12 protein-coding genes and 1 tRNA gene are annotated in these 14,380 nt (G+C 55.2%); 4 read left to right on the top strand and 9 right to left on the bottom strand.

From position 1 onward, the window contains the following. Window positions 1-102: 102 nt before the first annotated feature. The 9 genes from SH467x_RS06455 to SH467x_RS06415 all read right to left on the bottom strand — a co-directional run bounded on the left by SH467x_RS06455 (window position 103) and on the right by SH467x_RS06415 (window position 9,541). Window positions 103-1,224 carry a DUF1559 family PulG-like putative transporter gene (locus SH467x_RS06455; RefSeq protein ID WP_482370457.1) on the bottom strand — a complete coding sequence of 374 codons (1,122 nt, stop codon included), beginning with the start codon at window positions 1,222-1,224 and terminating at the stop codon, window positions 103-105. A 373-nt stretch (window positions 1,225-1,597) separates the two neighbouring features. After that, complete coding sequence (gene priA, locus SH467x_RS06450; RefSeq protein WP_482370456.1) at window positions 1,598-3,886, bottom strand: replication restart helicase PriA; 2,289 nt, start codon at window positions 3,884-3,886, stop codon at window positions 1,598-1,600. An 11-nt stretch (window positions 3,887-3,897) separates the two neighbouring features. After that, window positions 3,898-5,505, bottom strand: a complete 1,608-nt coding sequence (locus SH467x_RS06445) for a glycine--tRNA ligase (protein ID WP_482371344.1) — start codon at window positions 5,503-5,505, stop codon at window positions 3,898-3,900. A 54-nt stretch (window positions 5,506-5,559) separates the two neighbouring features. Further along, the gene (prmC, locus tag SH467x_RS06440) at window positions 5,560-6,459 is read right to left on the bottom strand and encodes a peptide chain release factor N(5)-glutamine methyltransferase (protein WP_482370455.1); all 900 of its coding nucleotides are present in this window, start codon (window positions 6,457-6,459) and stop codon (window positions 5,560-5,562) included. A 21-nt stretch (window positions 6,460-6,480) separates the two neighbouring features. Then, window positions 6,481-7,557: a peptide chain release factor 1 gene (gene prfA, locus SH467x_RS06435; protein WP_482370454.1), complete on the bottom strand. Its 1,077-nt coding sequence runs from the start codon at window positions 7,555-7,557 to the stop codon at window positions 6,481-6,483. A 127-nt stretch (window positions 7,558-7,684) separates the two neighbouring features. Beyond that, a complete protein-coding gene (gene rpmE / locus SH467x_RS06430; RefSeq protein ID WP_482370453.1) occupies window positions 7,685-7,930 on the bottom strand; it encodes a 50S ribosomal protein L31 in 246 nt (81 codons plus the stop codon). 130 nt (window positions 7,931-8,060) lie between these two features. Continuing rightward, a tRNA-Val gene (locus SH467x_RS06425) sits at window positions 8,061-8,134 on the bottom strand. A 13-nt stretch (window positions 8,135-8,147) separates the two neighbouring features. Beyond that, a complete protein-coding gene (rpsU, locus tag SH467x_RS06420) occupies window positions 8,148-8,342 on the bottom strand; it encodes a 30S ribosomal protein S21 (RefSeq protein WP_146676785.1) in 195 nt (64 codons plus the stop codon). 191 nt (window positions 8,343-8,533) lie between these two features. After that, window positions 8,534-9,541, bottom strand: a complete 1,008-nt coding sequence (locus tag SH467x_RS06415; protein ID WP_482370452.1) for a DMT family transporter — start codon at window positions 9,539-9,541, stop codon at window positions 8,534-8,536. A 365-nt stretch (window positions 9,542-9,906) separates the two neighbouring features. On the opposite strand from SH467x_RS06415, the gene SH467x_RS06410 reads away from it, so the two are divergent. The 4 genes from SH467x_RS06410 to SH467x_RS06395 all read left to right on the top strand — a co-directional run bounded on the left by SH467x_RS06410 (window position 9,907) and on the right by SH467x_RS06395 (window position 14,346). Then, window positions 9,907-10,848 carry a hypothetical protein gene (locus tag SH467x_RS06410; RefSeq protein WP_482370451.1) on the top strand — a complete coding sequence of 314 codons (942 nt, stop codon included), beginning with the start codon at window positions 9,907-9,909 and terminating at the stop codon, window positions 10,846-10,848. A gap of 69 nt (window positions 10,849-10,917) precedes the next feature. Beyond that, on the top strand, window positions 10,918-11,409 hold the full coding sequence (locus SH467x_RS06405; protein ID WP_482370450.1) for a 3-hydroxyacyl-ACP dehydratase FabZ family protein: 492 nt from the start codon (window positions 10,918-10,920) through the stop codon (window positions 11,407-11,409). Window positions 11,410-11,425: 16 nt separating this feature from the next. After that, window positions 11,426-12,778: an ABC transporter permease gene (locus SH467x_RS06400; protein ID WP_482370449.1), complete on the top strand. Its 1,353-nt coding sequence runs from the start codon at window positions 11,426-11,428 to the stop codon at window positions 12,776-12,778. A 53-nt stretch (window positions 12,779-12,831) separates the two neighbouring features. Continuing rightward, window positions 12,832-14,346 carry an outer membrane protein assembly factor BamB family protein gene (locus SH467x_RS06395; protein WP_482370448.1) on the top strand — a complete coding sequence of 505 codons (1,515 nt, stop codon included), beginning with the start codon at window positions 12,832-12,834 and terminating at the stop codon, window positions 14,344-14,346. Window positions 14,347-14,380 lie beyond the last annotated feature (34 nt).

Here is a 14,380-nt window from a genome sequence, read left to right as displayed (position 1 = left end):
TTAGTAAGGGAAGATGTAGTTTCAGAACGAGCGACTTCACCGAAGCCGCTCAAAAAAGCCGAAGCCCGCAGGCTTCGGCTCGAATTGCGAACAGGCTTGATCTTAGAGTTCGTTGGAGAAGACGTCCCCCGCAGCCTTGGTCCCCATCGCTCCCCAGACACCGAAGGGGCTGATCCCGCCACCACCTGCTGCGGGTGCAATGGCAGCCGCATTTCCAGAATCGATGTTCTGAGAAACGAATCGAACGCTCCCGTCGGCCATGGCGATTTGAGCGCCTCCGGTATGTTCGCTACCTGCGCTATAGATACCACCAAACCAGTGGGGGGAAACCGACCCGCTGCTCACCATGCAAGATGGAGAGTTTGGCGGTAGGATGGTGGTGACACCGTTGAAGAAGACATTGCCTGCCCAAGCTCGATAGCCCCGCGCGGTATCTCCGGTGAAGACGAGCGATTGGTTCACAAAGGTGCGGCCGTTCCACTGCGCTTTGCAACTGAGGGGAGCGTAGGTTGCCGGGTCGCTGGCGATCAAAAGAACCATTCCGATCGACTGCTGCGAATTGGGGCGACGGTACTCCGCCACCGCTACCGTATTGCTCGTCCCGTCCGAGATCTCACCGATCTTGGGGAAATTCAGACGACCGAAAATTCCACGGTTGTTGATGGGAAGCTTTTGGCTGGACAGGGAGGCACTGTTTCGCTCCTCCGTCCCCCCTTGCACAATCTGGGACATGGCATAGTTGTCCCCTGCAGAAAACCCGTAGTTCGACATCCCTCGAGTTCGTCCTGCGCTGGTCGGTTCTTGCTGGCCACTGCTGCTCGGGCACTCTAAAAAAGGAACTCGTGTCAGATAGAGAGCATTGCCGTTCCATGGTTCCAAGTTCAGATTTGTCAGGTTTTGGTACAGATTGTTTTGTTCAAGGAAAGGGAGCAATGCGTAATGGCCCGACATACACAATCGCTGTGCTCCACCATGCGTTCCCCCAGGGTGCGCCCCACCTGTTCCCAACTGCATCGCGGGGAATCGTTTGAAGGCGGATTCGTAGTTATGAAGCGCCAATCCCAACTGTTTCAGATTGTTTCCGCACTGCATCCGTCTCGCCGCCTCCCGTGCCGCTTGAACGGCCGGCAGCAAAAGCCCGACCAGAATGCCGATGATGGCGATGACCACCAGCAATTCCACCAACGTAAAACCTCGTCGTGAATGATTCCATGAGCGCCGCATTTCAAAATCTCCGAAAACAAAGATTAGAAGACCTCCCTCCGGCTCGCAGTCGGAGGTTGAACTTCGATCTTAGCAAATGCATTAGGAGTAAATAAAGCGCTTTGCAGGCCTGTTGAGAGAAAATCATGCACCAATTTAAAGAATTCGATACTAAAGCAATGGCAGGGTAAGTAAGTGCTCTTTAAACGCCTCTTAGTGATGGTTAAAAGTCCTTTGAAATGCTACTTTAGGAATTATTTTTGCAACCAAAAGAGGGGGCGCGGGGAAAAGGCCTTCGCTGGGATGATGGAGAGTTAGAGGTGATGCGCGTATTTCGCAGTGCACGCCTGCGTCTGACTGCTCATCCAATGGGGGATAGTCAGCAGTCGGAAACCTAGAGCATGTCCTGGGGATCGATGTCGATGAGGTAGAGATTCTCACCCGGCGGTTTGGTGGACGACTGGATGCGCGACAGCAACGCATTGAGTGCAGCGGCGTCTTGAGAAATCAGCATCGCATGGAATCGGTAGTGCCCCCGCAATTTGGCGATCGGAGGAGGTGCAGGGCCGAGAACTCGAATCTTGGCACTGACGCGCGCGATCTCCAACTGAATCTTCTTCACCACTCCTTCGGCGAACTCGTTGGCTTCGACTTGATCGGGCCCCCGAAAGATGATTCTTGCTAACGAAGAGAATGGCGGGTACCCAAACTCCTCTCGCTGCTTCAGTTCTTGGCTGGAGAACATCTCGTAATCGTGTTTGCAAGCGGCCACGATGGCGGGATGGTCTGGCGAATAGGTCTGCACCAACACTTCACCGGCTCGGTCTCCGCGCCCTGTCCGGCCCGCGACCTGCGTCACCAATTGAAACGTCTTCTCCGAGGCTCGGAAGTCCGGGAAGTGCAATGTGGTGTCCGCATTGATTACCCCGACGAGCAACACATTTGGGAAGTCCAATCCCTTGGCGATCATCTGGGTGCCGAGCAAGATCTGAACTTTCCCACCCCGAAATTCGGCGAGTACCCGTTCATGACTCCCCGGTTTTTTCATCGTGTCGGAGTCCATCCGCGCAATGACCGCGTCGGGAAAGCGAGCTTGAACCTCCATCTCCAATTTCTGCGTTCCCAATCCTGCAAAACGGATGGCATCGAATCCGCATTTGGGACAAACATTCGGCGCGGCAATCGTGTAGTCGCAGTAATGGCAAGTTGCCTTGCTACCATCGCGATGGTGGGTCAAGGGGAGGTCGCAATCGGGACAGCTCACGACATGCCCGCAGGATGGACATTGAATCGAGGTGGCATAGCCCCGCCGATTGAGAAGTAGAATGGTCTGTCCCTTTTCGGCCAACGTCCTATCGATGGCTTGCAACAGAGGTCTCGATAACGACCCCCGGTTGACATCGATCCGCGTCGATCGCAAATCGATCGTTGTCACTTCCGGCAACGGGCGATTCAGAATGCGCCTTGGAAGGGACACCATTTTGAACTGCCCTCGCCGGGCGCGATGAAAGGTTTCGAGCGACGGGGTTGCCGATCCCAAAACCAGCGGGATTTTTTCAAGAGCCGTTCGGTGAATCGCGACGTCCCTGGCATGGTACCTCGGTACAGTCTCTTGTTTAAAAGTATTCTCGTGCTCCTCGTCCAAGATCACCAATCCCAAATACGGGGCTGGTGCAAAGATCGCGCTCCGAGGGCCAATGATGACTTGCGCATGTCCATCGGCGATTCGGCGCCATTGATAATGTCGCTCGGGACCGCTCATGCTGGAATGAAGCACGGCAACGGATTGAAAGCGATGTTGAAAACGGCTTCGCGTTTGCGGAGTAAGACTGATTTCTGGAACCAGTACGATGGCTTGCCTGCCGTAGGAAACGACTTGCTCGATAGCCTGCATGTAGACTTCTGTTTTGCCACTTCCGGTTACACCGTGCAACAGAATCGTCGAATGCTCTCCCGATTCGATCGACTGAAAGATGGTCTGCAACGCCAGCCGCTGATCGGCGGATAACGCCGGTGCAGGGATTCGTTCGAAAGATCCCGGTACCGTCGATGCATCGAAGGTCATGACTCGCTCCGTATAGGACTCGATCAAACCTGCATCGCGCAGCTTCTTGATGACCCCATCGGAACATTGAGCGAGATGTTTCAGCTGTTCGATCGAGAGGGGCTCATCGGCGAGGATCAACTGCTGGAGCGTTTGACGCTGTTTGGTTGGCAGCGACGAAACGGTCCGCTCTTCGCTCGCTAATTCCGAGGGGCGGAGAAGGGTTTGATTGCGAGTCCCCGCTCCGGCACGTACACCGGCAGGAATCACCGCCTCGAAGACTTGCCCCAACGGGACTAAGTAATACCGGCTCATCCACTGAATGAGTTGGAGCAAGGAACCGTTGCACAGTGGCTCGTGATCCACCGCTCGCAGAATCGGCTTGAGACTGCTCTGCGGGACCATAGCCATCTGAATCGAGAGAACGTAGCCGACGATCTCTCGATTCCCTTTTCCGAGTGGGACGACGACCCGCATCGACGGCTGGACAATCCCCGCTAGCTCGTCGGGGATCCGGTAATCGTAAGGACCATAGGGGGCCTCCGGAAAGACGACCGACGCGGATGGAGTTTCGTTGGCGGCATCAATCTCCCACGGCGCTCGATCATCCGGAAACAGTTCCCCTTGGTACAACTCCATGGGTTTGCGCGCTAGGAAACGCGACCTTCGATATCGGCGACGACGTCATCCACCTTCACCCGCCATTGCTCGAGCGTGTCGCGGTCGCGAATCGTGACGGTCTGATCCTGCAACGTTTGCGAATCGACGGTGATACAATAGGGGGTACCTACTTCGTCCTGACGGCGGTAACGTCTCCCCACTGCGGCCTTCTCGTCGTAGAAGACATTGAACTTCTTCTTGAGCGCTCCGTAGATGTCTTTTGCAATCTCCGGCATGCCATCTTTCTTGACGAGGGGGAATACGGCTGCTTTGTAAGGGGCGATGCGGGGATGAAGCTTCATCACCACTCGCGATTGCATCTTGCCATCCTCATCGGGCGCTTCGTCTTCTCGATATGCCTCGCACAAGAACGCCAAGGTCGCGCGATCGGCACCTGCTGAAGGCTCGATGACGTGGGGGATATAGCGCTCATTCGTGAGATCATCGCGATACGAAAGGTCTTTGCCACTGCCGCGATGCTTCGGTTGACCGTGCTCGTTCAATTCCAGTTTGAGAGGCCGTTCGCGCGGATCCAGCTTCCCTTCGGAGTGCGATCGCAAATCGAAATCCCCTCGGTGAGCAATCCCCTCCAGCTCTCCATACTCCCCTTCGGGTAGGAACGGGAACGCGTACTCGATATCGGCCGTGCCGCAGGAGTAATGGCTCAGTTCGTCATGATCATGCTCGCGCATTCGCAATCGATCGCCAGAAAGGCCGAGCTCGGTGTACCACTTCATGCGACGGTTCCGCCAATAGGCATACCACTCGGGTGATTGCTGAGGATGGCAGAAGAACTCGATCTCCATCTGTTCGAACTCGCGCGACCGGAAGGTGAAGTTGCGAGGCGTGATTTCGTTTCGGAAACTCTTGCCGACTTGAGCGACTCCAAACGGAACACGCACGCGTGTGCTGTCGAGGACATTCTTAAAGTTCACAAAGATTCCTTGGGCCGTTTCCGGTCGCAGGAACGCCGCTCCTTCTTCACCACTCAATGCACCGACGTAGGTCTTGAACATCAAGTTGAATTCGCGCGGGTCTGTCAGCGTATTGATTTCGTTGGCATCGGGTGCCAAGACGAGTGTTCGTTCTTCAGCCGTTAACTTATCCAAAGACTGGAACGAGTCTGCCAGAGTCAGTTCCTCTGCGTTCTTGCTGCGAAGATTGAAGAACTTCAACGCGCGACGTGTCACTTCTTCGTTTTCATTCTCGGGATCGGCGACAACGGTGACGAACACCTTTTGCTCGCCTCGCGAAACCCATTTCCCGCGAACTTGATCAAAGCGATAGCGCTTCTTGCTCAAACGGCAATCGACCATGAAGTCGTGGAACAGATCGTAGTGACCGGAGCACTTCCAGACTTGGGGGTGCATCAAAATGGTGCAATCGAGTCCCACCATCTCATAGGGGGTGGGAGCCCCCTGGGGCTGGATCAATTCGTTATGGCCCTGGCACATATCGTGCCACCATGCGTCCTTGATGTTCCGTTTGAGTTCCACCCCGAGCGGACCGTAATCCCAGAAGCCATTCAAACCGCCGTAGATTTCGCTCGACTGAAACATGAATCCGCGTCGCTTGCAGAGCGATACGAGTTTTTCCATTTGCATGGCTGATGACGTCTCTGGTGTTAAAGGAAAGGAACGAAAGGGTGTAGTTTACAGCTTCTGAGCCGCGATCAATCGTTTGTGGCCGGCTAAATCTTTGAGGACGGTGACGTTTCCCCATCGGCCTTGTTGTTGCAGATTCGACTCCACTTGGTCGGCGATCATCGGGGAGAACTCGCACAGAAACCAGCCTGCAGTTCGCAAGCACTGGAAAGATTGATCTGCTAGCTTGGTAATGATTTCCGTTCCGGCATCTCCGCTCACGAGCGCGATCTTCGGCTCAAACTCGCGTACGGATCGATCAAGTTGTTGGAATTCGTTCTCGCTCACGTAGGGTGGATTGGAAACGACAAAGTCGAGAGACTCGGGAGCTACCCCTTCAAGCAAATCCCCTTGCGTAACCTCGACCGTGCTCGTCACGCCATGATCGTCGACGTTGCGTCGCGCGACGGCGAGAGCTTCCTCCGAGATGTCGATGGCTCGGATGGAAACGTTTTGCAGATTCTTAGCCAGGCTGACCGCTACACATCCGCTACCGGTGCAAACGTCCGCGATGGCGAGCGGGCGATCGGGTTCGACGTTCCGCATCGTTTTGATCCGGTCCAAGCATGCGATGACCAAGTGTTCGGTCTCGCCGCGCGGGATCAAGCACGCTGGACTGACGGCGAAGGGAAGGGAGTAAAACTCTTTTTTGCCGACCAAGTAAGCGACCGGTTCACCGCTTGCTCGTCTTTTGACGAACTCGCGGAATCTCGCTTTCACCTCCTCGGGTGGCTCTTCCGAAAACGCGGTGTAGAGCTCGATACGTTGGCATTGTCGCGCTTCGGCGAGCAAGACTTCCGCGTCGAGACGTGGGGAAGACGAACCACTTTTTCGAAGATGCTCCGTTGTCCATTGAAGCAGTCGCAGGATGGTCCACGGCTCGGGCGCAGCTCCCTTTCCATCGCTCATATCCAGCAGCCTTCCGTGCAATTAGGTGTCGGTGTCGTCGCGAAGCGTCGAGCGTTCGTATTCCAGCAACGCGTCGGTCACTGGTTGCATGTTCCCCGCCATAATTTGATCCAGCTTGTACAAAGTCAAATTGATGCGGTGATCGGTCAATCGGTTTTGGGGAAAGTTATAAGTCCGGATCCGTTCGCTTCGATCTCCGGAGCCGATCAATGACATGCGTTGATCGGATTGTCGCTTGAGCTCCTGCTCCCGCTTGACTTCGTACAGTCGTGACTTCAAAACGCGGATGGCGCGGGCCAAGTTCTTATGTTGGCTCTTCTCGTCCTGGCACTGCACAACGATGCCGGTCTCCATGTGGGTGAGCCGAATGGCGGATTCGGTCTTGTTGACGTGCTGGCCTCCGGGGCCGGAAGCGCAGAATTTATCGACGCGGTAGTCCTCTGGTTTGAGTTCCACTTCGATGTCCTCCGGCTCCGCCATCACAGCGACGGTCGCAGCGGAAGTGTGGATTCGGCCTTGCGCTTCGGTTTCGGGTACGCGTTGCACGCGGTGGCCGCCACTCTCGAACTGCAACTCGCGAAAGACACCATCCCCTTCGAGTCCGAGAATGATTTCTTTGAATCCACCCCGTTCGCTGATGGAGCTGTCCATGATCTCGACCTTCCAGTGGCGAAGGTCGGCGTGCCGTTTGTACATTTCGTACAGGTCCCGCGCGAAGAGGGCGGCCTCTTCACCACCGGTCCCCGCTCGGATTTCCATCACGCATCGCGTGCGGTTCGCGTCCTCGCCCCCGATGCTCATGTCGAGAAGCTCGTTCCAGATCGTCTCCCGTTCATTGCGAAGTTTGGCGATCTCTTCCTGCGCCATTTCGCGTTCATCGGAGTCGCCGGATTGAAGCATCGCATCGAGCTCTTTCAGCTCGTCGCCCAACTTCTTGTAGCGTCGGTACTTGGTCGCCGCTTTGAGCAATCCGCCGTGTTCACGAAGGATCCCAGCCATTTTGCTAGAGTCCCCTCCGAGTACTTCGGGGTCGGACATCATTTGCTCAAGCTCTTCGAAGCGAGCGAGGTTTTGATCAAGTTGTTCGCGGATATTCATAAAGTTAAAGACCTAAAAGCAAAAACCGCCGCAGGCCTCACACGGCAATCTGCGACGGTTTTTGAATTTGGATTGCCAGAGCCAATAAAGACGCTCGGGTGAACCGAGCCGCGCGAGGCTCAAGCAGCTATTTCTTCTTGGCAGCCTTCTTCGGGGACTGGAGCGATGCGTACGTGCCAGCAGCGAATTTGGTTTGGAACTTCTCGATCCGACCCGCCGTATCGACGAACTTCAGCTTGCCGGTGTAGAACGGGTGGCAGACATTGCAAATGTCCACTTTCAATTCCTTACGGGTGCTGCGGGTAACAAAACTGTTTCCGCAACCGCACGTTACCGTAACCTCTTGGTAGTTCGGATGAATTCCGTCTTTCATGGCTCTACAACAACCTTCTTAACAGTCCCGGAATGGAACTCTCAATGTATTTACAGGAAAGGTAACTATCTGGACACCTCTTACGGCCTGCGATTCAAGCGGACCTCAAGAAGCTTTTGTGATCTGAAAATGGGCGAAGAGGGACTCGAACCCCCGACATCCACTTTGTAAGAGTGGCGCTCTAACCAACTGAGCTATTCGCCCGATGTTCTTTTGTTTACAGGCCAAGCAATCGCATGCGTCGCGATCGTCGCTCGGCTCGCTGCTTGCTGCGTCGCTTGATTTCGCTGGGCTTTTCGTAAAACTCGCGGCGACGCATCTCTTTCTTGAGTCCGCTGCGCTCGACCAATTTGCGAAAACGTCGCACTGCTTCCTGGATCGTTTCGCGGTCGCGGACCAACAACTTAACCATGCACTCTCTCCGACAATACTACGTTTCGAATGGCAAGCATCGAAAGGAACTATGTGAATTCAGAACAATCAAGTCTCTCAACGAGGCGAACTCGCCGCTTTTTCTCGGCCGAAACCGAGAATCGAGAACTATAACTTCCTCGTCTCTTTCGGTCTAGGGCGTTTCAAACCTTTTTCATTTCGGGCAATTTTTCAGGCTCGACCCCTCCGGATCAGCACCAACCCTCCAATCGCCACCACTCCACCGACCACTTGCAATACTAGCACGGGCTCCCCCAAAACACACCAGCTGATCAAAACGGCAACGATCGTGACCAAGTTCTGGTAAACGGCGGCATGCGAGCCTCCAAGCTTGCGGACCCCAATATTCCAAGTCGCATAGGCAATTCCGGTCGACAAAACCCCTGAGTACAAAACGCTGGAAAGGAGGCTCGGTTCCCCCAGTCTGGGTAACCAATCCACGATCGACCGGAAATGGAGCCCCACATGAATCGGTGTGGTAAATAGGGCGCTCAAGAATGCTAGCTGAAGGGGGCTAATCCACTTGAGCAGCGGCATGCTCACCACCGTCGCACTCGCCCATGTCATCGCCCCCGCCAACATAAAACAATTTCCAACCAAGTGCTCTCGAGAAAGATCGACCCCGCCACGGGCTTGAATGATCAGTAACGTGCCGACAAACGTGACGAGAAGCCCGATCCAAGTCAGGCGGCTCAGACGCTCGGCATACACCAGCCTGGAAAGGAGAGCGGTCCACATCGGCATGCTTGCGAGAAGGAGGGCTGTGTTCCCCGCCGTGGTGCGATCGATCCCTTCCATGAACGCCAACGGATAAAGGAACCCGCTCAGCATCGCGAATCCGAGGATCCGCCATCCGATAAAACGTGGCTTCTCCGACTCTTTCTCATGCTCCGCTGGCTTGGCCGATGCCTTCGAACCGACTACCTGAGTCGGGATTGGGTGTCGTCGGGACCACCAAACCTCGCATCGCCAGCAAAGGCCGAGGGTGAGGGTCGACAGGATCATCCGCAATGCATTGAATGTCATCGCATCCATGTGCTGGGTCGCAAACTTCACCACCGGGATGTTGATCCCCCAAAGCAATGCCGTCAGCAGGAGAAAGCTGTCCGCAGGATTCCAACGGATGGTCGAATTCCATCGGGCTGCTGGCGTCCAAGGAATCGTAGTGGGATTCTTCAAGATGAACTCACCGTCTGTGCTCGTTTCCAAACGGGTTCGTTTCGTCGCTCGGACAAGTTTCGTTGCTGGGACAAAATGTGCTCTTGGTTGTTGAACAGGTTTCGAATCGTATCAGGACTGTTTAGCCATACGGATTAGCCATACAGAGCCGCGCAGCCGTCGTCGCGTTCGCTTCGCGGCCGAAAAGATTCAACGAGCCTAGGGATTTCGGCAGTCACAACAAGCCACGATCTGCGAGTCGCGATCCGTTTTTGGGAACGAGTATCGACATTGCTCCGTCCATCGTATGGAAAGTCCGGCAGTTCGAACGCAGAACGGTCCGAACGTTCTCATTTCGCACCCCTCGTCTCAGGAGTCCCTTCAGCATGTGCTGCTTTGCTCAACCCGTCCAGTTCGTCGGCAACACCCAAATCTTCGCCCGGTTTCTCTCGGATCAGAAGCAAGCCATCGTCTACGAAATGCAGTACGAGTCGGCGGTGGACAATGCCATGATCCTGCCTATTCCAACCGTCGCAGGAGCTGGTGAAAAATCGGTACGCTTCGTCGACTTCAGCGGCTACCCCCAGTTTTTTCGCGACCTGAATCGCGCCTTTCCTGCTAGGAACGAGTACAGCACTTCCTCGCGAGCCATGCTCCCGGCCCCTGCAGGTGCTGCACCGAAACTGGCAGTTCAGGAAGTCGGTGCCTTCGTGGCCTCCGTGGTCCCGCGAGCCGAGGATTTTCGACGACTTGATCCTCAGTTCTCCATCGCACCCGAGACTTGGGGCAAAATTCCAATCTATTCGGATTACAGCTTTGTTGTTTTTCAGTTGAAAAGCCGGTCCGGCCGTCCGCACCCGATGGCATTCGAGTTTGACTCGCGGCACCGCGAAGAGCTCTTCTTTCCGACTGTGCATATTCACGACGGAGAGGTTCATGAATTGGAGGAGTTTGATCACACCCTCTATTGCCAACTCCCTGAGTTCGACACGCGATGCGGTCGCTACACCGGAAAGTCCGACGCAGCCACGCGATGGGTTCGCTCCGAGCAATCGGCCGGGAATACCGTCAAGGAATCGCTGGCGAAGGGATTGGTTGATCCAGGCAAGCTACTGCACCGGAAAAACCTCAACGGAAACTTGGAAAATCGCGATGTATTCGTTTCGCGAACCAAGCTCCCGATCCAGCAAGATCGATCGAGCTGGCAATTCCTGCGTTCCTTCGGTGGCGGGAGCCTAGCATTGCTCGGAACATCATGGCTTATCCACCGTCGCATGAAACGGATGCGATCGACGGATTCACGAAATGGCTCGGGTCCCGTAAACTGACGCTCCGTCCTCCGGCAGTTTCCGCCTCCGGCAGTTTCCGCGAATACCACACCACGAATTTTTCTCGCCATGGCCACAGAAACCCAAATGCGCTTTCGGCAGCTTGATCGCATTCTCGAAATCCAACCGGGAAAGAGCATTCGAGCCACCTTGACCGTCCATGGCAACGAAGACTACCTGCGCGACCACTTTCCCCTTTTCAAAGTGATGCCCGGGGTGCTGATGTTGGAAGCTCTCTTCCAAGCCTCCTGCTGGTTGATCCGATCGTCGGATCAGTTTCGCCATTCCCTGCTCACTCTCAAAGAAGCTCGCAACGTCAAATTCGCGGACTTCATGGAACCAGGGCAGTCGCTTGAGATTCAAGCTGAGATTCTCAAAAGCGACGACGGAACTGTGACGATCAAGGCGGCTGGTACCAAAGGGGACGTAGTCGCTGTTTCGGCGCGACTCATCATCTCGCGCTCGAGCTTGGCAGATAAAGATCCCGGTCTAGCTGCCCTCGACGAGTTTATGAAAGAGTCGATGCGCAAGGAGCTAAACAAACTCGTGCACCAAGATTAAACCCACTAGGTTAACCATGACCAAGCTCTGGATCATCGCCTATCGCGAATATGTCGCGATGGTTGGAACAAAAGCTTTCTTGTTCAGCATGGTGATGATGCCAGTACTCATGTTTGGCAGCCTCTTCCTCATGCCCCTTCTTCAAAAAATAGGAGGTGGTCGAGAACTGAAGATCGTCGTCGCCGATGGCACCGGTCGGATTTTGAAAGTGCTGGAAGACGCTGCAGCGGCCCGCGCAACACACCTCGATTCCAACCCAGGACAAGAAGAGGGGGCCATGCAGTCCCCTTTCGGTGGCAACGCGGATAAATGGATTTTCTCTGCCTCGGATCAACCTCAACTCGACGCTGAATCTCGACTTGCTTACTCCAATCAAATCCGTCAAGGAGACGTGTACGCGCTGTTGGAGATCCCCGAGACTTTGCTGCAGCCACCGGTATCACCGGGATCAACGGCATCCGCTGAGCAACCGGTCTTTTATGCGAACGATGCGATGATGAGCGAGGCGCGACTTTGGTGCTCGCAGTTGTTAAGCCAAGTCGTACGGGCCGAGAGGATTCAGCAATTCCAACTCGATTCGATCGACCCCGCCGTTCTAAAACTGTTGGAATCCCGAGTTGATATCGCCGCGAGTAAACCCATCGACAAGTCGAGCGAAGGCAAACCACAGTCTCCCATCGACGCACTCAAGTCGATGTTCTTGCCCTTTGGGGTCATGATGCTCATGTTCATGGTGATTCTCATGGCTGCGCAGCCGATGCTGGAAAGCGCGATGGAAGAGAAATCACTTCGCATCTCCGAAGTCCTCATCGGAGCGGTGACTCCCACCCAATTGATGGGAGGAAAACTCCTTGGGAATGTCGCGGGCTCCTTGGTGATCTTTGTTCTGTACGGGGCCGGCGGCATCTTTGTCCTCAATCAACAAGATATGTTGTCCTCGGTCTCCCTCCCCCTGATCCCTTGGTTTTTGCTCTTTCAAATTCTCGGGGTCCTCTTCTTCAGTTCGATCTTTCTAGTGGTCGGCGCCTCGGTCAATGAATTGAAAGAAGCCCAGGCCCTGCTGCTGCCGGTCTGGATGGTGTTGATGGCTCCGGTCATGGTTTGGTTCATCGCGGTCCGGGATCCAAACGGTACGGTCGCTACCGCCCTGAGTTTCTTCCCCCCGAGCTGTCCATTGACCATGGTCCTTCGATTGGCAACCGGGGTCGCGATTCCCGTTTGGCAACCGATCGCCGCCGCCATCCTCATGATTGCGAGTACAATGGGGATGGTCGTTCTGGCCGGCAGGATCTACCGCGTTGGATTGCTTCGCACCGATGGCGTTCGCTCCATCGCACAACTCCTGCGCCGCGCCATGCAAGCGAACTGACACTCCCAGCGACAGTTCCCTCCCCGCTCCCCCCTACCCACCAGTGCCGTACGATGTTTCACGAGAATACCAGCAACGCAGAAACCGAAACCTTGGAGGTCGCACAAGCGAGACGCCGCTGGTCGATGCTCCTCCTCGCGATCTTCACCACCCTGTATGGTGGATTTATCGGGCTCTGCGCGTTTGCCTATCAATGGTTCTCGCAAATCCTACTGATGGGAGTCCCCGCTCCCGTGTGGTATGGACTCGGATTGATTTTCTTAGCACTGGCCATCGCAGGACTCTACGGTCATTTAACCCGGCTGAAGTCGACTAGCGCGTCGTGGTTGTTCGCCATCGCTGCTGGTTCGGTCTTGGGTGCACCAGTTTGTTATGCAGAGGAAAAATTCGAAACATGGTCTCGCTTTCGAGGGCCGAACGGGCAAGGTGTAGCGCCCGCGAACGGCGTTTCGATGCCTTGGAAAAACGAATCGGTCAAAAAGGTTCCTTTGCCAGGAAGCGGGCACGGTTCACCTGCCGTTTGGGGAGATCGCGCATTTTTGATGTCCGCGGACCCGAAATCGGCTGCCCGCTATGCAATGGCCGTCGATTTGAGTAAGGGTGCAGTGGCTTGGAGCAAGTCATTCGAGTCGCAGGTTCACGCGTTGCACAAGTTCAGTTCGTACGCCTCGTCCACCCCTTGCGTCGACGCGGACCATGCCTACTTTGCTTGGGCCGACCCAGAACATACGTTTCTCAAAGCGTTCACTCACACCGGAGAAGAGGTCTGGAGCAGGGACTTCGGAAGGTATGTTTCGCAACATGGTTTTGGAACATCTCCCATTCGGGTGGATGACGTAATCATTCTCCTCAATAGCCAAGACTCCGAGGAGTTGCCCGCTGGAGTGGCTCCCGGTTTTGATCGCATCACCGCGGTCGACTTTCGCACAGGTGAAACCCGATGGGAGACCAAACTTCCTACATCGCGCGTTTGCTACGGAGTCCCTGCGGTCTGGGAACACGACGGGAAAAAGGAGCTTGTATGCAGCACGACTTTGCAAGGAATGTTTGGAGTCCATCCCGCGACGGGGGAAATTCTATGGAATCATGATTGCTTTACGCAGCGCGTTTGCTCCTCTTCGGTCATCGCAGGGGATCTGCTGCTCGGAACGCATGGTTCGGGCGGAGGACGCGACAATCGTCTCGTCGCGTTCGATCTGGCTCAGAAAAAAGAACGATTCCGCGTGACTCGATCGGCCCCCTATGTTCCTTCCCCGCTCGCTACCGGCGATACGCTCTATCTATGGAGCGATGCTGGAATTGTTTCGTGTGTCGATGCGACGGATGGCAAGGTCCTGTGGAACAAACGCATTGGTGGAGACTACTCCGGATCGCCGATCATCCTCGGTGACTTGCTGGTAAACGTCTCCCACACCGGATCGGTCCAAGTCCTGCGAGCGAGCCGAGAGTTCGAGCAATTGGCAACCATCGAAACCGATCTCACGGTTCGGTCCACCCTGGTTCCAACTCAAGATCAACTCTTGTTGCGAGGTGAATCGGAACTTTGGATCATACCCCAATCCAAGTGATTGGCGATTCCTCGATTTCATTCCCACGGTTTAT

Source organism: Brakhagea slesvicensis (assembly GCF_052161625.1).
Taxonomy (GTDB): domain Bacteria; phylum Planctomycetota; class Planctomycetia; order Pirellulales; family Pirellulaceae; genus JBKCUI01.
This window is presented reverse-complemented; position numbering and strand designations above follow the sequence as displayed.